The sequence below is a fragment of the Mesorhizobium sp. f-mel genome (genome assembly GCF_053850215.1).
Genome location: NZ_JBSPTO010000024.1, coordinates 68,585 through 91,835, shown reverse-complemented (window position 1 = coordinate 91,835; position 23,251 = coordinate 68,585). Strand labels below are relative to the sequence as shown.

The window sequence follows — 23,251 nt, the reverse complement described above, 5'->3', positions numbered from 1 at the left end:
GAGGCCGATGCCCCCAACCCGACGTCCATACGCCTTCTCTGCAAAGGCCTCACAAGGGGAGAAGGAAGAGCCACACGCTGGCGCCCGTCTTCTCCCAGTTTCTTCACGGAAAAGGGGGAGGCTGAGAGCGATTGCCCCAGCGTGCCACCCAGACGGCTTGGCTTAACGCCGATCTTGTGATCAGATGATCATGCCTGCTTCGGTTAGGGCGATTACCGCGTGTAACTTGCACATAGCTTCTGTCGGAGAAAAGCGAAACCGTGGCTGTGGGATTTGAACCGGTATCGGGACGTGTGACTGTCCAGGATGGTGTCTACCAGCAGCTTCGGCATGCCCTGATGGTCGGCAGCTTCGATCCGGCCCAGGTGCTGACCATAGCCTCGCTGGCCGAAGCCTTCGGCACCTCGAACATGCCGGTGCGTGAGGCCTTGCGGCGGCTCGCCGCCGAGAACGCGCTGGAGATATCGCAGAACGGCTCGGCCTGCGTGCCGGTCGTCACCCGCGCGCGGCTCGACGATCTCTGCCGGGCGCGCGTCGCCGTCGAAGGGCTGGCGGCCGAGCTCGGGGCGCCGCGCCTGACCGCTTCCGAGATAGCCACATTGCAGAGGATCACCGCCGACCAGAAGGCGATCGGGCGCAATGGCAGCATCTACGAACTGATCGCCAAGAACCAGCAGTTCCATTTCACCATCTACCGCGCCTCCGGCTCCGACGTGCTGTTTCAGTTGATCGAGACGCTGTGGCTGCGCTTCGGCCCCTATATGCGGTTGTTGTCCAACCATGTCGCGCCCTTGATGCGCGCCGGCACGATGGAGCCGTCCGGGCGGCACACTGCGATCATCGCAGCACTGAAGGATCGCGATTTTGCCCACGCCCGCGAAGAGGTGATTGCAGACATCAGGACGACGCAGGAGACGCTGCGTGCAATCTGCCCCGACGTGCCGGAAACCAAGCCGGTCGAGTTCGCCGGGTTCGGCACGGCCTCCTGAAGCTCCGCTGCGGATTGAACGCCAAATTGACGCCGGAAAGTGCCGATCCGCGACCACTCGCGGTCGGAAAAAATCGCCCCCGATTTCCCGATTGAATCGCATTTCTTCGCGGGCAGCGATTGATCCATATTCGGTTTTGTGATCACATGATCACAAGGGAGCAAAAGCGTCGTGCCTGGTTATTTTCTCTACCATTCGATCGGGACGTTTCCCGGCAAGGCGGAGTGCATGGCTGCTGCCCTGTCGGAATTCTCGGGCGTCTGGTCGGCGGAAGATGACGGCCAGTGGCCGGCGGCCCTGGCGGCGCGGCAGCGGTTTATCGATGCCTGGAGCCGGCTGATCGAGGCGCCACAAGGTACGCTGACCACCGCCGAGAACGTCACGTCAGCCCTCTACAGCCTGATCGGCGGCCTGCCGTCCGCGCGTCTGGCGGGAAAGCGCCTGCTGGTCGCGGCCGACTGTTTTCCGAGCCTGCACTTCCTGCTTGCCGGACTTGCCGAACGTTTTGACTTCGTGCTCGACACCGTGCCGCTGCGGCCCGGCGAGAGCTGGGTGCGCGACGAGGATTTCATCGCCCGCTGGCAAGACGATGTCGGTCTGGCCTTGCTGACCTTCGTCACCTCGACGGCGTCGCATCGCTGCGACGTGGCGCGGCTTGCCGAGCATGGCCGGAAGATGGGCAGCATCGTCGGTGTCGACATTACGCAAGGCGTCGGCGTGACGCCCTTCTCGATTGCGAAGACGCCAGTCGATTTCGTCGTCTCGACCTCGTTGAAATGGCTGTGCGGCACTTCGGGCGCCGGCGTCCTGCAGGTGGCGCCCGATCTGCTGTCCGCCTGCCGGCCGGAACTTCGCGGATGGTTCAGCCAACCGAACCCGTTCTCCTGGGATCTCGACAGTTTTTCCTATGCAAGCGATGCGCGACGTTTCGACCATGGCACACCGGCCATCCTGGCCAGCGTCGCATCGCTGCCCGGCCTTGAATGGGTCGCAAAAACAGGCGTCGACGCCATCCGCTCACAGAATGCCAGCATGACCGAGCGCATCATCGGCTGCGCGCTGGACAATGGCTGGGTGGTCCGTACGCCGCTCGATACAGACAAGCGCGGCGGCAGCGTCATGCTGACCCTGCCGCAAGGCGTCGACCCGGTGAAGACGGTGTCGACGCTGCGCAGTGATCGACTCTACTGCGACGCGCGCGGCGCGACGCTCAGGCTGTCGCCCGGCATGGTCACCACAGACGACGCGCTGGGTACATTGCTGGAGCGTCTGCAGCAGTTGATCGGCTCGCGGCAACGCCGCGCATCCTGACTTCAGGCGCCGCCTCGCCTGCAGTGTCCGGAAATACGGCGCTGAAAGGGGCGGAAGTGAAAAGCGCCACAGGGAGTGGCCGAACCAGAGGGAACGAAAATGAGCTTCAATCGCCGTAATCTGCTTCTTCTCGCTGCCGCCATCGGCATTGCCGCCGGCCCAGTCGCCGCCTATGCCGCGGACGTGCTGAATGTCGGCGCCTATCCGACCAATCCGCCGTTCGAGTACAAGAACGAAAGCGGCACCTTCGAGGGTTTTGAAGTCGACATCGTCAACGAGGCGGCCAAGCGTATCGGCATGACCACGGAAATCGCCGATCTCGGATTTCAGGCCCTGTTCGCCGCCACGACCTCGAAGCGCATCGACGTTGCCATCTCATCGATCACGATCACCCCGGAACGGCTGAAGTCGCAGTCGTTCACGCAGCCCTATTACGATTCCGACATGGGCATCGCCGCCAAGGCCGACAGCCCGATCAAGTCCGAGGCCGACCTCAAGGGCAAGATCATCGGCGTGCTGTCCGGCTCGACCGGCGAAGCCTGGACCAAGCAGCACCAGGAGGCCGGCGGGTTCAGCGAGGTGAAGGGTTACGACACGCAGCAGAACCTGCTGCTCGATCTCAGCGCCGGTCGCGTCGACGCCGCGGTCAGCGACATTCCGGGCCTGGAATACTCCTTCACCCGGATGAAGGACCTCGCCGTAAAAGAGCGTATCAAGACCGGCGAGCAGTACGGCCTGATGATGGCCAAGGACCACCCGCTGCTCGGCAAGCTGAACGACGCGCTGACGGCGATGAAGAAGGACGGCACGCTGGCCGCGATCCACAAGAAGTGGTTCGGCAGTGACGCACCCGCCGATTCTTCGACCGTCAAGGAAATGCCTATCCCGAAGGCCTGAGCGGCAGCGGCTGAAATCGAGCCGGCGTTCCACACCGGCACGATTTCGTTGCGCGTCTCCTGGACGTGCAACGGACGCCGTAGCCCTTCGACTTTCACGCATGATCCGCTCCGAAACCCGATTTCGGGGTTTCGGCAGCATGCTTTAGCGTCGCGGGACGCCAAATCTTTCGGGAATGCTCCCCATGTCGCTGATCGAGACCTTCTTCAACGCCGATGTCATGATCTCCAGCCTGCCGGCGTTGCTGCGCGGCTTCCTGAACACGCTGCTGCTCGGGCTCTTGAGCATCGGCATCGGTATTCCCGTCGGCCTGGCGATCAGCCTGATACGGCTCTACGCGCCGAAGCCGCTGCGGCTGCTGGCGGTCGGCTATATCGATATTTTCCGGGCGATGCCGGTGCTGGTCGTGCTGATCCTGATCTACTACGCGCTGCCGTTCCTCGGCATACGCCTGTCGTCCTGGACCTCCGCGGTGACGGCATTCGCCATCATCATGGCGGCTTACTCGGCCGAGGTGTTCCGCTCCGGCATAGAAAGCATTCCGCGCGGCCAGTTCGAGGCGGCGCAGGCACTCGGCCTGCCCTTTTTACTGACCTTGCGCAAGGTGGTGCTGCCGCAGGCGATCCGTGTGGTCATCCCGCCGATGACCAGCAACTGCGTTTCGATGTTCAAGGACACGTCGCTCGCCTCAACAGTGGCTCTGCCCGAACTGCTGAAGGAAGCGACCAACGCGCAGTCACTCTATGCCAACCCCTCGCCGCTGATCGGCGCGGCGCTGGTCTATCTCATCTTTCTCTGGCCGATGGTCCGTCTCGTTAGCCTGCTGGAACGCCGCTTCAAAACCGAAAAGACCCGCTGACGTCGCCGATTTCCCCATCTGCCAATCTTCATATCTGTCAGGCACTTCGCAGGAGACAATCTTGAACAAGCATCAGACCCACAATGCGAGCAACGTCTCCGCAATCTTCCCGGTCGACACGATCCGCGCCATGTTTCCAGCCCTGCGGCAGGCCGGCGACTTCATCTTCATGGACAATGCCGCCGGCGCGCAAATCCCGCAAAGCGTGCTCGACGCGGTAACCAACCATCTGGTCGCGCACAATGTGCAGCGCGGCGGCCGCTATAGCCGCAGCGTCGCCGTCGACCAGGCGATCGCCGATGCGCGCGAAAGCGTGGCGTTGCTGATCAACGCCTATAGTCCTGCGGAAATCTGCTTCGGCATGAACGCGACCTCGTTCATCCGTCTCGTCAGCCTCGGCATCGGCCAGATGCTCGGAGAGCGCCCACATGGCGGACGGGACGAAATCGTCATCACCGATATGGACCATGACGCCAACATCGCCACCTGGCTGGCACTTGCGCCCGCCGGCGCCAAATTCAAATGGTGGCGGATGCGCGACGACGGCAATCTCCACGTCGACGATTTGCGCCCGCTTATCTCCGACCGCACCCGGCTTGTCGCCTGCACCGTCACCGCGCATTCGATCGGCTCGATCGTCGATGTTGCTGCAGTGGCTGACATCGCGCATGCGGCCGGCGCCGAAGTGTTCCTCGATTGCGTGCATTATGGGCCGCACGGACTGATCGACGTGCAGGCCTGGGACTGCGACTATCTGGTCTGCTCCGGCTACAAAAATTTCTCGCCGCATATGGGTTTCCTGTGGGGCCGCTTCGAGACGCTGAAGCGGCTGCCGACGTTCCGCGAGGATTTCATTCCCGACGAGCCGCCCTACAAGGTCGAGGCCGGCACCTTCATCTACGAGAACGTCTCCGGCATGGACGCGGCCGTGCAATATCTGGAACTGATCGGCCGCAACTTCCTGGCCGAGAACAACCGGTCGCGGCGCGACAACCTCGTCGCCGGCATGAATGCCATCCGCGACTATGAGCTGGTGCTGGCGCGCGAAATGCTCGGCGTGCTCAAGGATTGCGGCGCAACGATCTATGGCGTCGCCGACGAAGCCCGCCTCAACGAGCGCGTGCCGACCTTCTGCTTCAACATCGGCACGCTGTCGCCGCAAATGATCGTCGAGGCGATGGCCGAGATGCAGATCGGCATCCGCGACGGCCATATGTACGCGCCGCGGCTGATGAAGCGCCTGAACCTCTCGATGGACAGCGGCGCCATCCGCGCCTCGCTGGTGCATTACAACACCGTCGAGGAGGTCCGGCGCTTCGGCGAGGCGCTGCGCACCGTCATCGCAAAGCTGTCCTGATTGGCGTCCAGAGCGAGATGCATTTAGGTTGAACTCTCGCTCTATCAGTTTTTAGACTAGCCGCATTTGTGCGAGTGCTTCCACTTGGATGCAAAACGCTCCAGGTCAAAACTCTTGCAGCCGCCAATGGTTAAGAGGCGTCAGGAACGCGCCAGGTCAGCTCGTTGCGGAGAAGCTGGCCGAACACCGCTATGGCGCAAAGCGGTCGCTCCGTCGCATCAGCACTCCATTGCATTCCGCCTCTCGGCGATAGCAGCCATCGTCTCAGGTTCGATGCACGGATCACGCGCCGCCGCTGCATGCGATTGCGATAGGGATGTACAATTCTCAGTAATCGGCGCCATCATCCACAGTTGGTCTTGGCAGCGCACAGGCCGTGCAGGACTCGCGAACATCTCTTCGGCAGGCACTCTCGCGTTGAGCTGGCCCGCACGCCACAGGTACCGGTGAAGCGCTTGGAGAGCACCATGACGAAGCCGATCGCACCGACCGAGGCAGTGAGAGTGGAAGACCTCGACGATGCGGCATTGGTCGATCGCGCGCAACAGCGCGACGGGGCTGCTTTCTGGTTGATCATAAAACGTCACAACCAGCGCCTCTATCGAATCGCTCGCGCCGTCCTGGATGACGACGCCGAGGCGCAGGACGTGCTCCAGGAGACCTACATCCACGCCTTCATGCATTTGTCCGAATTCCGCGCGGAGGCACAGCTCTCCACCTGGCTCACCCGGATCACGCTGAACGAGGCGCTGGGCCGCCGCCGGCAAAGGCGACCGACCGTCGACGTAAAGGCGATCAAAGCCATGCCCGCTCCGTTCAGCGCATACAACGCTGACCCGGAGGAGGCATCCGCCCTCGCCGAGATCCGCCGCCTGCTGGAACGCGCGGTCAGTGACCTTCCGGAGCACTTTCGCATCGTGTTTGTTATGCGCGATGTCGAGGAAATGAGCACTGAGGAGACGGCCCTCCTTCTCGGTTTGCGACCTCAGACCGTGAAGACTCGGCTGCATCGCGCGCGCCGGCTGCTGCGTGAGACGCTGCGGGACAAGCTTGCCACCGTGTTTACCGACACCTTTCCCTTTGCGGGCGCGCCTTGTGACCGCCTCATGCAATCGGTCCTCGACCGGCTTGGAATTAGTCTTCTGCAATTGCAGGCTCACTAGGCGGCAGAGCGACCGAGTACGGGTTGTGCGAGTCGTGCCGACTTCATCTTTAATCGCTCCTCGGAGGTCCTCCGGCGGGCAGCGGGGAAGTCGGGAACCTTTTGACAGTTGGGACCATCCAATGCTCATCGGCCGCAGAGCGCCGATGAAGATCTGTGTTGGGGATCCGGCCAACCATGGAGGCTGCCGACCGGCAAATCTATTAGGGAGGACTGTCAATGCTCATACGTGTTAAGGTAATCGCCTGCTTTTCCGTTCTCGTGCTCTCCTCAACTCTGATACCGACCGCTGCCCAAATGAGCGCGAAGGGATCGACAAGCGGGAAGGATTTTGACGACGCGGCCGCTGACCAGGCTAAGCAGTATCTTGAAGAAGGCCGCGAGACATTCCGCTTCGATACGTTCGGCAGCGAGGATTTCTGGGGTGGAAAGCTCAAGCTTCACGACGCGATCGCTGGTGAAAAGCTAGGTGGCGCAGGACCAGGGCTCAGCCCGCAAAAGGCCCTCGAACTCGGCCTGAGGGTCGATGTGAACGCCATCCCGAAGGATGTGGCCGAGGCACTTAACAAAGGTGAAGTCGATCTCGCCGACCCGGCCAGCACGCTTCTCCTGCTCAAAGCCAACGCCGTTGTCGGAGTAACCGGTTTTTTTGGCGAGGACGGGAAGACGCTGACTTCCGTCGGCATTCAGTGCGCGTTGTGCCATTCGACGGTCGACGACTCATATGCGCCGGGCATCGGGCACCGACTCGACGGCTGGCCCAACCGCGACCTCAATATAGGGGCGATCGTGGCCTTGGCGCCGGATCTGACCGCCTTTGTAGAAATGCTGCAGATCCCCGAAGCGGAGGTGAAGAAGGCAGTAGAGGCTTGGGGGCCGGGAAAATTCGATGCGGAACTGAATCTCGATGGCAAGGCCTTCCGGCCAGACGGCAAGACTGCCGCCACGCTCAATCCGCCGGCCTTCGGGCTAGCGGGCGTAAACAACCACACGTGGACCGGCTCCTGGGGGACGGTGAGCTACTGGAACGCCTACGTAGGCAATCTCGAAATGCATGGGAAAGGCGTGTTTTACGATCCGCGGCTGGACGACGCCGAGAAGTATCCGGTCGCCGCCAGAACGAAGCAAGGCCACAAGCAGGACAGCGAAGACCGGATTACTGCCAAGCTGCCCGCCCTCCACTTCTACCAGCTCTCTCTGCCAACCCCAAAGCCGCCGGAAGGCGCCTTCGACAGTGCCGCTGCAGAGAACGGGATGGCGCTGTTCAACGAGAAGGCCAGATGCGCCACTTGCCATGTCCCGCCAATCTTCACGGAGCCGGGCTGGAACCTGCACACGGCGGAGGAGATCGGGATCGACGATTTCCAAGCGATGCGCTCTCCTGACGAGAGGTACCGAACCGCGCCGCTGCGTGCCCTGTGGGATGTCGAGAAGATCCACAAAGGCGGGTTTTACCACGATGGGCGGTTCGCCACGCTTGGTGATGTACTCGAGCACTACAACAGTCATCTCGGCCTCAATCTGACCGATCGGGAAAAGAGCGATCTAATCGAGTATCTGAAATCGATTTGATCTGAGGTTCGGCGTGAATCCGGTCTTCCCTTTGCCAGTGCTAATGGGCTCGCTTCTTACAGGACGGGTCCGCCTGTGACACGAGGGGCCGGAACCACGCCGAAGAGTGTGGCGCTATACCAGAATTCTCCAATTCAGAGGCGCCGCTGCGGCAAGGTGCACCCATTTCCTGAAGCCGAACGCGTGCGAGATCGTCGCAGGCGAGATTAGTCCGGATGGCTGGTGCCGCTTTCGCGAACCGCTGCCGGCCTGAGGGATTGATCGGTTCATAACAAGGACTGCTTTTCCCGCCTAATCCAGACCTGCTGCTCTGCTTGTTGAAGGTCGCCTTCGGTCAAACTCGGTCATCTAGGAGTAGTTGGGCTTTGACTCTAGGCGGCCTTCCTCTTCGCCAGCCTCGCCTTGATCGAGGCGACGTCGGCGCGTGGCGTCGCCGCGAACAGCGTCTTGGTATAGCTGTGCTTGGGGTCGGCAAAGACCTCGTCGCGCGAACCGTATTCGACGGCCTCGCCGTAATACATGACCATCACGTCGTCGGCGATGTAGCGCACCACCGACAGGTCGTGGCTGATGAAGACATAAGTCAGCTGAAACTCGTCCTGCAGGTCGGCGAGCAGGTTGAGCACCTGCGCCTGCACCGATAGATCAAGCGCCGAGACCGGCTCGTCCAGCACCAGAAGGCTCGGATTGAGCATCAGCGCGCGGGCAATGGCGATGCGCTGGCGCTGGCCGCCCGAGAACATGTGCGGGTAGCGGTTGTAGTGCTCGGGACCAAGGCCGACCTTCTTCAGCATCTTCATGGCGAGATCTCGCCGTTCGTCGGCCGGCTTGTCGGTGTTGATGAGCAGCGGCTCGCCCAGCACGTCGCCGATCTTCTGGCGCGGATTGAGCGAACCATAAGGGTTCTGGAAGACGATCTGCACCTTGCGGCGCATCTCCTTCGATAAGCCATCCCTGGCGATGTCGACCTTGTTGCCGTCGATGAAGAGCTCCCCCGCTGTCGGGGGGTCGATCAGGGTGATGATGCGGGCGAGCGTTGACTTGCCGCAGCCGCTTTCGCCGACGATGGCCAGCGTCTTGCCCTTGTCGACGCTGAACGAGACGCCCTTGACCGCGTGCACCGTGCGCGATGGACGAAACAGCCCGCCGCCGACATGATAGTCGCGCACGATGTTCTTGCCTTCGAGAACCGTCACGCTCATGGCGCGGCTCCCCTTGCAGGACCGGCTCCCGCAGCAGAGGGGGCCGGTTCGAACAGCATGTCGGAAATGGTCGGCAGCCGGTCGCCGACGGCGTTCTCCGGCAGCGCCGACAGGAGCGCACGCGTGTAGTTGCTCTTCGGCTGCTCGAACAGCGACAGAACGTCGGCCTCCTCCATTTTGCGGCCCTTGTACTGGACGATGACGCGGTCCGCGGTCTCGGCCACGACGCCCATATTATGGGTGATCATGATCAAGCCCATGCCGTATTTGGCCTGCAGGCCAACCAAAAGGTCAAGGATCTGCTTCTGGATGGTAACATCGAGCGCGGTGGTCGGCTCGTCGGCGATCAACAGCTTCGGATTGCAGGCAATGGCGATGGCGATCATGACGCGCTGGCACTGGCCGCCCGACATCTGGTGCGGGAACGAGTTCAGCCGCTCTTCCGGATCGGCAATGCCGACCAGCTTCATCAGTTCGATGGCGCGGGCCCGGCGCTGGGCGCGGTCCATGCCCATATGGAAGCGCAGCACCTCCTCGATCTGGAAGCCGGCGGTGAAGCATGGATTGAGGCTGGCGATCGGCTCCTGGAAGATCATCGAGATGTCCTTGCCGACGATCTTGCGGCGCTCGGACGGGCTGAGCTCAAGCAGGTCGATGCCGTCGAAGGCCATGCGGTCGGCCTTTACCGTCGCCGTATTCGGCAACAGCCCCATCACCGCCAGCATCGCCACCGATTTGCCGGAGCCAGATTCGCCGACGATCGCCAGCACCTCGCGCGGCTCAATCGACAGGTCGATGCCTTGCACGGCCATGAACGGTCCGGCGGCGGTATCGAAGGACACGGTGAGGTTCCTGATCTCGAGCAGAGGCATGGTCACGACCTCTTCAGCTTGGGATCGAAGGCATCGCGCAGGCCATCGCCGATCAGGTTGATGGCAAGCACCGTGATCAGGATGGCAAGGCCGGGGAAGGTCACCACCCATGGCGCGCGCAGGATGAACTCGCGGGCCGTGGCCAGCATCGTGCCCCATTCCGGCGTTGGCGGCTGCGCGCCGACGCCAAGGAAGCCGAGGGCCGCGGCCTCGAGAATGGCGTTGGAGAAGGACAGCGTCGCCTGCACGATCAGCGGCGCCATGCAGTTCGGCAAGATCGTCTTTACCATCAGCCTGAGATGACTGGCACCGGCCACCTTGGCGGAGATCACATATTCGCGGTTCTTTTCGGCCATCACCGCCGCGCGCGTGAGCCGCGCGAAATGCGGCTGCAGCACCAGCGCAATCGCCAGCATGGCGTTGAACAGGCCGGGTCCGAGGATCGCCACCAGAACCAGGGCGAGGAGCAGCGACGGGAAGGCCAGGATGACGTCCATGATGCGCATGATCAGCGTATCGACCCAGCCGCGGAAATAGCCGGCGAGCACGCCGAGGACGATGCCGCTGGTCAGCGAGAAAACCACGACCACCAAGCCGATGAACAGCGAAAACCGCGCGCCGAAAATCAGCCGCGAAAGCATGTCGCGGCCAACCGCGTCGGTGCCGAGCAGGAACATCGATTTGCCGCCCTCCTGCCAGACCGGCGGCGTCAGCAGCGAATCGCGAAACTGTTCGTCAGGCGAATGCGGCGCGACCAGCGGCGCGAAAATCGCGATCAGCACCAGAGCCGCGAACACGACAAGGCCGATGACGGCGCCGGTGTTCATCGAGTAGTAATGCCAGAACTCGGTGAAGGCGCGCTGCCGGCCGCCGGTCGGAATGGCGGCGGCGGTGGCTTCTGCCGTGGTTTGGTCGGTCATCTCACTGCACCCGGATACGTGGGTTGATGACGGCGTAGAGCACGTCGACGATCAGGTTCACCGCCATGACGATTAGCGCGATGATCAGCAAGCCGCTCTGGACGACGACATAGTCGCGCTTGGCGATCGCGTCGATCATCCACTTGCCGATACCGGGCCACGAAAAGATCGTTTCGGTCAGGATGGCGCCGGCCATCAGCGTGCCGACCTGCAGGCCGATGGTGGTAACGACGGGGATCAGCGCATTGCGAAAAGCGTGGAGCCCGATGACGCGGCGCGGCGCCAGGCCCTTGGCGCGGGCGGTGCGGACATAGTCCTCGCCCAACACCTCCAGCATCGCCGACCGCGTCTGGCGCGCTATGACGGCGAGCGGGATTGTTGCCAGCACGATCGCCGGCAGGACCAGATGACTGGCGGCGGACCTGAAAGCGCCGCTCTTGCCGGAGATCAGGCTGTCGATCAGCATGAATCCCGTCGTCGGCTTGAAGAAATACTGAAGGCCGATGCGACCGGAAACCGGCGTCCAGCCGAGGTAGCCGGAGAAGAAGATGATGAGCAGCAGCCCCCACCAGAAGATCGGCATCGAATAGCCGGTCAGCGCCACACCCATCGTCGCCTGGTCGAACCATGATCCGCGCTTGACCGCGGCGAAGATGCCGGCGGGAATGCCGATGAGCACGGCAATGATCAGCGCGATCGTCGCCAGTTCCAGCGTCGCCGGAAACAGCGCCTGGAATTCACCGAGCACAGGCCGCTTGGTGGCGAGCGATATCCCGAAGTCGCCGGTCAGGACCCTGCCGATATACTCCAGATACTGGATGACATAAGGCCGGTTGTAGCCAAACCGCTCGATAAGCTCGGCGTAGCGTTCGGGGCTGACGCCGCGCTCGCCAGCCAGGGCCAGGATCGGGTCGCCCGGCAGAAGACGGACGAAAGCGAACGCCGCCAGCGATATGCCGAACACCGTCGGGATGATCAAGGCGAGCTTGTGGAGGAGATAGCGGAGCATCTTACTTCATAGAACGGCGGCGCCGGAAGTCCAGCGCCGCCGTCGAATTTCTCAGGAGTTATTCGGTGACGTCGACGCCGTCGAACCTATGAATGCCGAGCGGGTCCATGACGAAGCCGGTAACTTTCTTGTTCATCGGCATGAAGACCTTGGAATGGGCGATGGTCAGCCATGGCGCCTCACGCTTGAACACGACCTGAGCTTCCTCGTAGATCTTGGTGCGCTCCGCGACGTCAGTAGTTGCCTTGCCCTTCTGCAGCAGGGCTTCGAACTCCTGGTTGCACCATATCGCATAGTTGGACTGGCCGATGGCATCGCAGCCGAGCAGGAACAGGAAGTTGTCCGGATCGCCATTGTCACCGGTCCAGCCCAGCTGGAAGGCGCCGTCGCGGTCCTTGGCCTTGCCGCGTTCGCGATACTCGGTCCATTCGTAGCTGACGATCTCGGCCTTCACGCCGATCTTGGCGTAGTCGGCCTGAATCAGTTCGGCTACTCTTTGGGCGTTCGGATTGTACGGGCGGCTGACGGGCATTGCCCAGATCTTCATCGAGAGATCCGTGACGCCGGCATCAGTCAGCATCTTCTTGGCCGCGTCCGGATCGTACGGATCGTCCTTGATGTCCTTGTTATAGGACCACATCGTCGGCGGGATCGGGTTTATGGCCGCCTGGCCAGCGCCCTGATAGACCGCATCGAGAATGGCCTGCTTGTTGACGGCCATGTTGAGGGCCTTGCGGACCTCGACCTTGTCGAAGGGCGGCTGGGTCGTGTTATAGGCCATGTAGCCGATGTTAAGGCCTTCCTGCTCGTCGACCTTCAGGTTCGGGTCGGCTTTCAGGCCGGCAATGTCGGCCGGCGCCGGATACGACATGATATCGCACTCGCCTGCCTTCAGCTTCTGCGCGCGCACGGCCGGATCAGTCGTGATGGCGAAGATCAGATCGTCGATCTTCTGGCGGCCGCCATAGTAGCCGTCCCATGCCGCATAGCGGATGACCGCATCGACCTGGTAGTCGACGAACTGGAACGGACCGGTGCCGATCGGCTTCTGGGTGAATTGCTGCCTGGTGCCGGCCTTGTCGAGTTGGTCGGCATATTCCTTGGAGACGATCGAAGCGAAATCCATGCCGAGGTCCGGCAGGAAAGCGACTTCAGGCTTGTTCAGCACGAATTTCACCGTCAGGTCGTCGACCTTGACGATTTCCTTGAGAAGATCCGGGAAGCCCATGCCGGCAAAATATTCCCAGCCGGTGCCTGCCAGATAGTCGAACCACGGGTTTTCCTTCTTCCACTGGCGTTCGAAGGAGAAGATCACGTCGTCGGCGTTGAGATCGCGCGTCGGCGTGAAGTAGTCGGTGGTCTGGAACTTAACACCCGGCCGAAGCTTGAACGTGTATTCGAGACCGTCGTCGGAAACCGTCCAGCTCTCGGCGAGGCCGGGGGTGATGGTGGTCTTGCCGTGTTCGAACTCGACCAGGCGCGAATAGATGGTGCGCGACGACGCGTCGAAGTCGTTGCCACCGCTCCACGGCGACGGGTCGAAGCCGGCCGGCGACGCCTCCGAGCAGTAGACAAGCTGTTTCGCATTGGCCATGCCGCCGAGGACGCTTGCGGCCAGCAACGCGGCCGCAAAAGTCAGTTTCTTTTTCATGGAGGACTCCCTGATGTTCTTCCAAGCCCCTCTATCAGGCTCGCGAAGCGCGCATATAAGCACCGTTTTTCCGGCTTTGGAACACCCCGTTTGCCTACCCCATGGGAAGCAGAATTTAGTTCTCCGGAATCCTCTAAAGAGAGAATGAAATGTCAATTTCTGCCGATCACGGTATTATTAACGACTGCATTTTTTTATTGATCTTCAACCCGGCGTTGGTGAGGAAGCGCGACTATCGGCTTGTCATTGGCGCGGGATTTCTTTCCAGTCTTGCCGCAGGGTCAGACTTGCACGGCTGCCGATAGTCGCAATACATAGATGGCAAGCTGGATTTCCTAGATGCCGGCAGCAGCGGAGGACGTCTCTGTCATTCGGAGGCAACGCGGCGGGCAAGCAGAGACAATAAGAACAACCGAGGGAGGGACAGGTGGCAAAAGCACCAAGGACAACGGCCCCCGCGAAAGCGAGGGCCAAAACTGCCGCAAAACCGGCCAGCTCCGACAAGCCAAAGGCGCCGACGGCCAAAGCCGTTGCCAAGCCGAAAGCGGCACCGACATCGACTTCGAAGCCGGGTCCGGCCGAGAGATTGCCGAAAGCAGTTGGCGCCGGATCGCCGGAAAGGCCTTGGCTCAAGAGCTACCCGAAGGTCGTTCCTGCCGAGATCGGCGCCCTGCCCTTCGGCTCCATCGGCGATCTGCTCGCCGACGCCTGCAACCAGTATGCCAGCCGGCCGGCCTTCACTTGCATGGGCAAGACCATCACCTATGCGGAAGTCGAGCGGCAATCGTCCGCCTTCGCCGCCTTTCTGCAGTCTACGGGACTGCAGAAAGGCGCACGCGTGGCGGTGATGATGCCGAACGTGCTGCAATATCCGGTGGCGATGATGGCAGTGCTGCGTGCCGGCTATGTAGTGGTCAACATCAACCCGCTCTACACGCCGCGCGAGCTGGAACATCAGCTCAGGGATTCAGGCGCTCAAGCCATCGTCATTCTCGAAAATTTCGCCAACACCTTGCAGGCGGTGATCGCCAAAACGGCTGTCAAGCATGTCGTGGTCGCGGCGATGGGCGACATGCTTGGCGGCCTGAAAGCAACGATCGTCAATCTCGTCGTGCGCCGCGTGAAGAAGATGGTCCCGGCCTGGTCGCTGCCGGGCCATGTCAAGTTCAACGCGGCGTTGAAAGCAGGCACCGGCATGAATTTCAAGCCGGAGAAGGTCGCTGCCGACGATGTCGCCTTCCTGCAATATACCGGCGGCACCACCGGCATCTCGAAGGGCGCGGTACTGCTGCACAGCAATGTGCTGGCCAATGTGGCGCAGAACGCGCTCTGGATCGAGGACGCCTTCACCGTCAAGCCGAAACCGGCGCATCTCAACTTCATCTGCGCGCTGCCGCTCTACCATATCTTCGCGCTGACGGTGAACGCACTGATGGGCATGCAGCTCGGCGGCCAGAACATACTCATTCCCAATCCGCGCGACATTCCCGGCTTCGTCAAGCAACTCGGCAAATATCCGATCCACATCTTTCCAGGCCTCAACACGCTGTTCAACGCGCTGCTCAACAATGAAGATTTCCGCAAGCTTGACTTCAAGCCACTGATCCTGACGCTGGGTGGCGGCATGGCGGTGCAGAAGGGTGTTGCCGAACGCTGGAAGGCGTTGACCGGCTGCCCGGTCACCGAGGGCTACGGGCTTTCGGAAACCTCGCCGGTGGCCACCGCCAACACATTCAGCAATGGCACCTTCACCGGCACGATCGGCCTGCCGCTGCCCTCGACCGAGATCGCCATCCGCGACGACGACGGCAACGATTTACCGCTCGGCGAAGTCGGCGAGATCTGCATACGCGGACCGCAAGTGATGGCCGGCTACTGGAACCGGCCGGACGAGACCGCCAAGGTGATGACCAAGGATGGTTTCTTCAAGTCGGGCGACATGGGCTTCATGGACGAGCGCGGCTACACCAAGATCGTCGACCGCAAGAAGGACATGATCCTGGTGTCCGGCTTCAACGTCTATCCAAACGAACTCGAGGAAGTCGTGGCCCTGCATCCGGGCGTGCTCGAAGTGGCGGCGATCGGTGTGCCGGACGAGCATTCGGGCGAAGCGCCGAAGCTGTTCGTCGTCAAGAAGGACCCGTTGTTGACCGCTGAGGTGCTGACTGTCTATTGCCGCGAGAACCTGACCGGCTACAAGCGGCCAAAATACATCGAGTTTCGGACCGAACTGCCGAAGACGCCGGTGGGCAAGATTCTGCGGCGGGCGTTACGGGGATAGGAGAATTTTGGGCGATTGCCTTACTGTCGACGACGCGGCGGACACGCTTTTCCGTCACGATCCGCTGACATTCATCAAGGCGAACATGCGTATCGCCCCTGTTCGTGCGCTTCCCGAAATCCGGCTTTATGCAACGCACCCCGCGAGCGGTCTGTGGCGGCTCACGCATCAAGAAGGACAAGCAGCCGAGCCGGAAGAAGAAGGAACCGAAGCCGACGAGGACGGGCCCGAGCCGCAGCCACCTTACTGGGCCTATGCCTGGGCCGGCGGCGCGGTGCTTGCCCGCTACATCCTCGATCGGCCGGAGTCCGTGGCCGGGCTTCGCGTGCTCGACCTCGGCGCCGGGTCGGGCCTCGTCGGCATCGCCGCGGCAAAGGCCGGAGCGCGCGAAGTGCTCGCGTCCGAGATCGACCGCAACGGCGTCGCCGCGCTCGGTCTCAATGCGGCGGCGAACGGCGTCGCAATCACAGTCGTCGGCCAGGACATCACCGCTGGTCCGCCGCCGCCGGTGGATGTGGTGGCAGCCGGCGACTTGTTTTACGGGCAAGATCTCGCCGACCGGGTTATCCCCTTCCTCGACCGCTGCCTGGCCGCACGCATCAATGTGCTGATCGGCGACCCGGGCCGGACCTACCTGCCCCGCTCGCGGCTTCGGCTGCTGGCCGAATACCGCGTGCCGGATGTCGGCGAAGCAAAAGGCGCGGCGATGAAGCCGAGCGGTGTCTTCTCGTTCGAGCCGGAGTAGCCCTGCGAGTTCAGATCGTCTCCTTGACCCTTGCCGAAAGAAAGTCGGGCAGGTCGGCAACCGAATCCAGAATGACGTCGGCGATCTGCGATAGCGATTCCCGCGTGCCGGTGCCGGAGAGCACGCCGATTGCCAGACCGCAGCCGCCGGCCCGCGCCATCTCCAGATCGTGGCGATTGTCGCCGACCATGGCGATCGCGGCCGGCCTCAGGCCGGTAAGGTCCGAGAAGGCAAGGATCGTATCCGGCGCCGGTTTCGGATTGGCCACCGCGTCGTAACCATAGGCGGCGTCGAACAGCTGCGCGACGCCGAGAGTCAGCAATGTCTTTTCCGCGCCAGTGGTCGAATCGTTGGTGGCGACGCCGAGCCGGTAGGATTTCCTGTGAAGAACGCCGAGCGTCTCGACGATGCCCGGCAGCGCCACCGCCATCGCCGAGCCCTGCACCGAGGTGATCTCGTTGAAGCGGGCGACGGCAAGCATCTGGTCTTCATCCGACAGCCGCGGAAACCAAAGCTCGACGACATCCATGTTGGTGCCGGAGGCAAAGATGGAGTCGGGCTTGAAGCGTTTGGTGGCGAAATCGTAGCCCGCCGCGGCAAGCAGCCTGTCGGCCTTCCAGCGGTCGCCCTCCGACGCATCCATCGCCATGAAATCGGCAACGCCGAGCCATGTTGCGTTGAAGTCGACAAGCGTGCCGTCCTTGTCGAACAATATTCCTTTGATCTCGGCCAAGCCGCTTACTCCGATCCGCGCAATCGGTGGATGTGTTCCACCAGCCCGGCGGTCGAAGCGTCCCGCTTTGCGGCATTCTCCTTGCCCTCCACGACAGGCAGCAGTCCAGTCGCCAGTTCCTTGCCGAGCTCGACGCCCCACTGGTCGAAGGAATTGATGTTGAAGAGCGTGCCTTCGACGAAGACGCGGTGCTCGTAGAGCGCGATCAGCCGTCCGAACGTATGCGGATCGAGTTGTCTGTAGAGGATCGTCACCGAAGGCCGGTTGCCGGAGAAAACGCGGTGCGGGGCGATCCTGTCGACCTCGGCGGGCGCCATGCCTTTCGCCAGCATCTGCGCGCGCGCTTCCTCCAGCGTGCGGCCCTTCATGAAAGCCTCCGACTGCGCCAGGCAGTTGGCGAGCAACAGATCGTGGTGATGCTTGAGGTCCGGCTCATGGCCGATGGCCGCTGCGAGGAATTCGACCGGAATGAAATCGGTGCCCTGGTGCAGCAGCTGGAAGAAGGCGTGCTGGCCATTGGTGCCGGGCTCGCCCCAGACCAGTGGGCCGGTTGGCGTGGTCACAGCGCCGCCGTCGAGGGTGACGCTCTTGCCGTTCGATTCCATGTCGAGCTGCTGCAGATAGGCCGGCAGCCTCGACAGGCGCTGGTCGTAGGGGATGACGGCGCGAGCGGGGTATTTACAGATCACCCGATGCCACCAGCCGACCAGCCCCATCAGCGCCGGCAGGTTCCTGGCCAGCGGCGCAGTCTGGAAATGCTCGTCCATCGCATACGCGCCGTCGAGAAAGGCGCGAAAATTCTTCGGGCCGACGGCGATCATCACCGGGAGGCCGATCGCGCCCCAGACCGAATAGCGTCCGCCGACCCAGTCCCAGAAGCCGAAGACGCGGTCGGACGCGATGCCGAACTTGGCCACCAGCTCCAGCGCCGTCGAGACGGCGGCGAAATGCTTGCCGACCGCTTCCTTGCCGAGCGCCTTCTGCACCCATTCGCGCGCCGTCTCGGCATTGGTCATCGTCTCGACCGTGGTGAAGGTCTTCGAGGCCACGATGAACAGCGTGGTTTCGGCGGAAAGGCCCATCAGCGTGTCGTGGATATGAGCGCCGTCGATGTTGGACACGTAGTGCGTGCGCGGCCCGTCGTGATAGGGTGCCAGCGCCAGCGTCGCCATGGCCGGGCCAAGGTCGGACCCGCCGATGCCGATGTTGACGATGTCGGTGATCTTCTTGCCTGTGGCGCCGGCCGCCTCGCCGGAGCGCACGGCATCGGCGAAGACGCCCATCGCGTCGAGCACGGCGACAACCTCCGCCTTCACATCCTGACCGTCGAGCACGATGCCCTTGCCGTTCAGGTTGCGCAGGGCGGTGTGCAGCACGGCACGGCCTTCGGTGACGTTGATCTTCTTGCCTGAGAACATCGCGGCGCGCCGGCCTTCGAGATCGGCGGCTCCCGCCAGCTTCTCCAGCATATCCATCGTCTGCGCATCGACGGCGCATTTCGACCAGTCGAGCAGCAGGTCGCCGTCGGTGGCGGAGAATTTTTCGAAGCGCTGCGGATCGGCGGCGAAAGCCTCGCGCATGCTGCCCGATTTGGCCGCACGGTGATCGCGCAGGGCGTCGAGCTGTTTTTGAAAGGACGATTGATCCACTGCCTCACTCCGAGCCTTGAAATCCCAACATAACAGACCGGATGTTTCCGGCGCGTGTCGTCGCGTCCAAACTATCTAGCCGAAATCAACTGGTTTCAATGCGCAGCGATGACGCACGGCGTCACGCTGGGATGACGCGTTGCGTCACGCTGGGATGACGCGTTGCGTCACGCCAGGGATGACGCGTTGCAGCGAAGGATCACTGGCGTAAATCCCAGCGATCAGAAAAATTGATTGGCGCAACAGCTTGTGCCACCGGTACATTCGACTGGTCCAGCCAAGTGAAAAAAGCTGGCCATCGAGGAACATCTTCCATGCCACAGCGAAACGACACGGCCATATGGTCCGGCCTGTTCCGGATTTCGGCGGAATCCGGCCAGACCCTGCAGGCACAGATCCGTCAAGCGATCGTCGCCGCCATCCTCGACCGGCAAATCGCCGCCTCGATGCCGCTTCCGTCCTGCCGGATCCTGGCCGAGAAACTCGGCGTGGCGCGCGGCACCGTGGTGCTGGCCTTCCAGCAACTCGTCGACCAGGGTTTCCTTGTGGCGCGCGAACGGCGCGGCCATTTCGTCAATCCGGACGTGCTGGCGACGCCGGCCAAACCGCACCAGAAGGCACCCGACCAGGCCAATGAGATCGACTGGAAGGCGCGCCGACAGATCGCGGCCAGCGACATGCCGCCGCCGGCCAAGCACGACAACTGGATCAAGTCGTCCTACCCCTTTGTCTATGGCCAGTTCGATCCGGCACTGTTCCCGACCGCCGAGTGGCGCGAGTGCAACCGCATGGCGCTCGCCGTGCTCGAGATCCGCAACTGGGCGTCCGACATGGTCGACCGCGACGATCCGCTGCTGATCGAGCAGATCCAGGCGCGGCTGTTGCCGCGGCGCGGGATCTTCGCCAACCCCGATGAGATCATCGTCACGCTCGGCGCGCAGAATGCGCTCTACATGCTGGCGACGCTGCTGATGACCAAAGGCTCCAAGGTCGCCATGGAAGACCCCGGCTATCCCGACGCACGCTCGATCTTCCGGCTGGCGGGCGCCGACGTCACACCGGTCCCGGTCGACCACTCCGGCATCGTAACCGCTTCTATTCCCAGTGATTCCGGCTTCGTCTTCGTGACGCCCAGCCACCATTGCCCGACCATGGTGCCGCTGTCGGCGGAGCGCCGGCAGGACCTGCTGGCGCGCGCCAATCGTCACAACCAGATCATCATCGAGGACGGCTATGACAGCCAGCTTCTGGACGAAGCGCCACAGCAGGCGCTGAAGAGCCTCGACCGCTCGGGCCGCGTCATCTATGTCGGCTCGATGTCGAAGACGCTGGCTCCGGGCCTTAGGCTCGGCTACATCGTGGCCTCGGCCGGGCTGATCTCCGAGCTTCGCGCGCTACGCCGCTTCATGCTGCGTCATCCGCCGGCCAACAACCAGCGCGCGGTCGCACTGTTCTTGTCGCTTGGCCACCATGAGGCGCTGGTGCGGCGGCTGTCGAGCGCTTTCGACGAACGGCGCAAGCGTCTGATCCATGCAATTTCCGCTTTCCTGCCGGAGTGGCGCTCGACCGATTCCGCCGGTGGCGCGTCGCTCTGGCTCGAAGGGCCGCGCGGCACCGATTCGCGCGGGCTGGCCGAGGCCGCTGCCTCGCGCAGCGTCATCATCGAGCCTGGCGACCGCTTCTTCGACCGCACCGAAAAGCCGTCGCGCTTCATGCGGCTGGGCATCTCCTCGATTGCGCTGCAGCACATCGAGCCCGGCATCCGCGAACTGGCGACGGCGGCCGGGCGCAGGCCGGCGGCGGCTTGATGCCTCGGTCGGGGCGTGACAGAGACCAGCCGCCATTCTTTAGCGCTCTGGCATATGTGACGGGACCGTCTGGCTCATAGGCTGCACCAATGCCGGCGGCATAGTTCGAGGCATAAGGGGACGAAGCACGCCGATGGTGGACCAACCACCGCCGCCCGCTTCGCAGCTAAAGGTGGAGTGCCTCCCATGTCAGTGGCTGTTGAGAAGCCGGATACGCCTTCGGACCAACGTTCGCGGCGTTCCGGGGGGCGCGAAGCGCGTCGCGCCATGCGGGCGGCGCCACTTGCCGACGATGTCAAGCCGGTGCGCGCCGGCCTCGAAGGCGGAAGCTACGGGCCGCTCAGCGATAACGACCGCGAGCGCATCCACGAAGCGGTGCTGACGCTGCTTGAAACGGTAGGTTTCGCCAATGCTATCCCATCCTGCATCGAGGCGCTGACCAAGGCCGGCGCCACGCTCGGCGAGGACGGCCGCATTCGTTTTCCGCGCGCGCTCGTCCTCGACACCATCAAGAAGGCCGCACGCCACTTCACCCTGCATGGCCAGGATCCCAAGCACGACATGCTGATCCAGGGCAAGCGCGTGCATTACGGCACGGCAGGCGCCGCGGTGCATCTGGTCGACGTCGAGAAGCGCGAGTATCGCGAGTCGCTGCTGCAGGACATCTATGACGCGGCCCGCATCGTCGAAGGGCTCGACAACATCCATTTCTTCCAGCGGCCGATGGTGCCGCGCGACATTCCCGATCCGCTCGACATGGATTTCAACACGCTCTACGCCTGCGTGATGGGCACGTCGAAGCATGTCGGCACGTCGTTCACGGTGCGCGAGAACGTCAAGCCGGCGCTCGACATGCTCTACGCCATTGCCGGCGGCGAAGAGAATTTTCGCGCGCGGCCTTTCGTCTCCAATTCGAACTGTTTTGTGGTGCCGCCAATGAAATTCGCCGAGGACGCCTGCGGCGTGCTCGAGGCCTGCGTCGAAGGCGGCATTCCGATCCTGTTGCTGTCGGCCGGCCAGGCAGGCGCCACAGCGCCGGCGGCGATCGCCGGCGCGGTGGTGCAAGCGGTGGCCGAAGTGCTCGCCGGCCTCGTCTATGTCAACGCCATCAAGCCGGGGCATCCGGCGATCTTCGGCACCTGGCCGTTCGTCTCGGATCTCAGGACCGGCGCCATGTCAGGCGGTTCGGCCGAGCAAGCGGTGCTGACGGCTGCCTGCGCCCAGATGGCGCAGTTCTACGACCTGCCCGGTGGTTCGGCCGCCGGCATGACGGATTCGAAACTACCTGATATCCAGTCCGGTTACGAAAAGGGCATCACCGACGTGATGGCGGGCCTTGCCGGCCTCAACCTCGTCTACGAATCGGCCGGCATGCACGCCTCGCTGCTCGGTTTCTGCCTGGAAAGCCTGATCATCGACAACGACATGCTTGGCCATTGCCTGCGCTGCGTGCGCGGCATCGAGGTGACCGATGAGTCGCTGTCGATAGACACCATCGCCGACGTCTGCCTGAAGGGGCCGGGTCACTATCTCGGCAACGAGCAGACACTGCGGCTGATGCAGACGGAATATTTCTACCCGGCGGTTGGCGACCGGTTTTCGCCGAAGGAGTGGAACGAGAAAGGCAGGCCCGACATCTTGCAGCGGGCGATCATTGAGAAGAAACGCATCCTCGCCGAGCGCTTCCCGCGCCATGTCCCGAAGCTGGTCGACGACAAGTTGCGCGCCCGCTTCGGCAATCTTATCCATCTGCCGCGCAGCGGCATGGGCGGCTGAGACCGCTTCTCGTCAAAACGGTCAGTCGGTCCTCAACCCATGGCGCTCGACGACCTCGCCACTGATCAGCTTGGCATGCAGCGTCATCAGTTTGATTTGCGCATCGAAGCTGTCGCCGGCCTCAAGTGCCGCCTCCAGCCGGCGCTCCGCATCCAGCCTATGTTGAAGGCCGTTGGATTGCTCGAATGCTTCCGGCCCGGCAACACAATAGCCAAATAGCTGCGCCACCGCTGGATAGGCTTGTAGTGGCGGCTCGTCAGACCAGTGGTCCTTCATCAGATTGACAATGGTGAGCTTTGCTCCCTCCGGCACAAGGGCGGGATGAAGGTCGACGCCGCGTAACGCGGCGTCGAATTGCCTGAGGTCGCCTGATCGGCCGAACATTCCGAGGAAGCTTAGGGAAGAGCGTTGTCTCGCCATGATGTCCTATCCGAATGCCCGAACTACAATGAAGCGAC

19 protein-coding genes are annotated in these 23,251 nt (G+C 62.6%); 11 read left to right on the top strand and 8 right to left on the bottom strand.

The genetic code is table 11. From position 1 onward, the window contains the following. Positions 1-260: 260 nt before the first annotated feature. From ACWUKX_RS24030 to ACWUKX_RS24000, 7 genes are all read left to right on the top strand, one after another. On the top strand, positions 261-989 hold the full coding sequence (locus ACWUKX_RS24030) for a GntR family transcriptional regulator (RefSeq protein ID WP_456009366.1): 729 nt from the start codon (positions 261-263) through the stop codon (positions 987-989). A gap of 171 nt (positions 990-1,160) precedes the next feature. Next, positions 1,161-2,300, top strand: coding sequence for an aminotransferase class V-fold PLP-dependent enzyme (locus ACWUKX_RS24025; RefSeq protein WP_456009365.1), 1,140 nt, complete (start codon positions 1,161-1,163; stop codon positions 2,298-2,300). 99 nt (positions 2,301-2,399) lie between these two features. Beyond that, positions 2,400-3,197: an ABC transporter substrate-binding protein gene (locus ACWUKX_RS24020; protein WP_456009364.1), complete on the top strand. Its 798-nt coding sequence runs from the start codon at positions 2,400-2,402 to the stop codon at positions 3,195-3,197. A gap of 184 nt (positions 3,198-3,381) precedes the next feature. Then, a complete protein-coding gene (locus ACWUKX_RS24015; protein ID WP_029357033.1) occupies positions 3,382-4,056 on the top strand; it encodes an amino acid ABC transporter permease in 675 nt (224 codons plus the stop codon). Positions 4,057-4,117: 61 nt separating this feature from the next. Beyond that, positions 4,118-5,413: a cysteine desulfurase-like protein gene (locus ACWUKX_RS24010; protein WP_456009363.1), complete on the top strand. Its 1,296-nt coding sequence runs from the start codon at positions 4,118-4,120 to the stop codon at positions 5,411-5,413. Between the two features lie 467 nt (positions 5,414-5,880). Further along, on the top strand, positions 5,881-6,576 hold the full coding sequence (locus ACWUKX_RS24005) for an RNA polymerase sigma factor (protein WP_135933562.1): 696 nt from the start codon (positions 5,881-5,883) through the stop codon (positions 6,574-6,576). A gap of 296 nt (positions 6,577-6,872) precedes the next feature. After that, positions 6,873-8,147, top strand: a complete 1,275-nt coding sequence (locus tag ACWUKX_RS24000; RefSeq protein ID WP_456009362.1) for a hypothetical protein — start codon at positions 6,873-6,875, stop codon at positions 8,145-8,147. Positions 8,148-8,518: 371 nt separating this feature from the next. Here ACWUKX_RS24000 and ACWUKX_RS23995 read toward each other — a convergent pair whose 3' ends face one another. The 5 genes from ACWUKX_RS23995 to ACWUKX_RS23975 are packed head-to-tail and all read right to left on the bottom strand — an operon-like array spanning position 8,519 to position 13,801. Next, entirely contained in the window at positions 8,519-9,349 is an 831-nt protein-coding gene (locus ACWUKX_RS23995; protein ID WP_456009361.1) for a dipeptide ABC transporter ATP-binding protein, read from the bottom strand. Continuing rightward, a complete protein-coding gene (locus ACWUKX_RS23990; protein WP_456009368.1) occupies positions 9,346-10,221 on the bottom strand; it encodes an ABC transporter ATP-binding protein in 876 nt (291 codons plus the stop codon). The genes ACWUKX_RS23995 and ACWUKX_RS23990 overlap by 4 nt, the downstream gene beginning before the upstream one ends. A gap of 2 nt (positions 10,222-10,223) precedes the next feature. Further along, on the bottom strand, positions 10,224-11,141 hold the full coding sequence (locus tag ACWUKX_RS23985; RefSeq protein WP_036267520.1) for an ABC transporter permease subunit: 918 nt from the start codon (positions 11,139-11,141) through the stop codon (positions 10,224-10,226). 1 nt (position 11,142) lies between these two features. Then, positions 11,143-12,150, bottom strand: coding sequence for an ABC transporter permease subunit (locus tag ACWUKX_RS23980; protein WP_029357038.1), 1,008 nt, complete (start codon positions 12,148-12,150; stop codon positions 11,143-11,145). A 58-nt stretch (positions 12,151-12,208) separates the two neighbouring features. After that, the gene (locus ACWUKX_RS23975; protein ID WP_029357039.1) at positions 12,209-13,801 is read right to left on the bottom strand and encodes an ABC transporter substrate-binding protein; all 1,593 of its coding nucleotides are present in this window, start codon (positions 13,799-13,801) and stop codon (positions 12,209-12,211) included. 427 nt (positions 13,802-14,228) lie between these two features. Between ACWUKX_RS23975 and ACWUKX_RS23970 the strand changes: the two genes are divergently transcribed. Both ACWUKX_RS23970 and ACWUKX_RS23965 read left to right on the top strand, forming a co-directional pair. Beyond that, a complete protein-coding gene (locus tag ACWUKX_RS23970) occupies positions 14,229-16,082 on the top strand; it encodes a long-chain-fatty-acid--CoA ligase (RefSeq protein ID WP_456009360.1) in 1,854 nt (617 codons plus the stop codon). 7 nt (positions 16,083-16,089) lie between these two features. Then, the gene (locus tag ACWUKX_RS23965) at positions 16,090-16,827 is read left to right on the top strand and encodes a class I SAM-dependent methyltransferase (RefSeq protein ID WP_456009359.1); all 738 of its coding nucleotides are present in this window, start codon (positions 16,090-16,092) and stop codon (positions 16,825-16,827) included. 10 nt (positions 16,828-16,837) lie between these two features. Here the strand turns inward: ACWUKX_RS23965 and ACWUKX_RS23960 are convergent, their stop codons facing one another. Then, a complete protein-coding gene (locus ACWUKX_RS23960) occupies positions 16,838-17,560 on the bottom strand; it encodes an HAD family hydrolase (protein WP_456009358.1) in 723 nt (240 codons plus the stop codon). 5 nt (positions 17,561-17,565) lie between these two features. Then, positions 17,566-19,209 (bottom strand): glucose-6-phosphate isomerase, encoded by a 1,644-nt coding sequence (gene pgi, locus ACWUKX_RS23955; protein ID WP_456009357.1) that lies wholly within the window; start codon positions 19,207-19,209, stop codon positions 17,566-17,568. A 314-nt stretch (positions 19,210-19,523) separates the two neighbouring features. On the opposite strand from pgi, the gene pdxR reads away from it, so the two are divergent. Both pdxR and ACWUKX_RS23945 read left to right on the top strand, forming a co-directional pair. Beyond that, entirely contained in the window at positions 19,524-21,017 is a 1,494-nt protein-coding gene (pdxR, locus tag ACWUKX_RS23950) for a MocR-like pyridoxine biosynthesis transcription factor PdxR (protein ID WP_029357044.1), read from the top strand. Between the two features lie 186 nt (positions 21,018-21,203). Next, on the top strand, positions 21,204-22,793 hold the full coding sequence (locus ACWUKX_RS23945) for a trimethylamine methyltransferase family protein (RefSeq protein WP_456009356.1): 1,590 nt from the start codon (positions 21,204-21,206) through the stop codon (positions 22,791-22,793). Positions 22,794-22,814: 21 nt separating this feature from the next. On the opposite strand, the gene ACWUKX_RS23940 is transcribed toward ACWUKX_RS23945, so the two are convergent. Beyond that, positions 22,815-23,213 carry a hypothetical protein gene (locus ACWUKX_RS23940; RefSeq protein WP_456009355.1) on the bottom strand — a complete coding sequence of 133 codons (399 nt, stop codon included), beginning with the start codon at positions 23,211-23,213 and terminating at the stop codon, positions 22,815-22,817. Positions 23,214-23,251 lie beyond the last annotated feature (38 nt).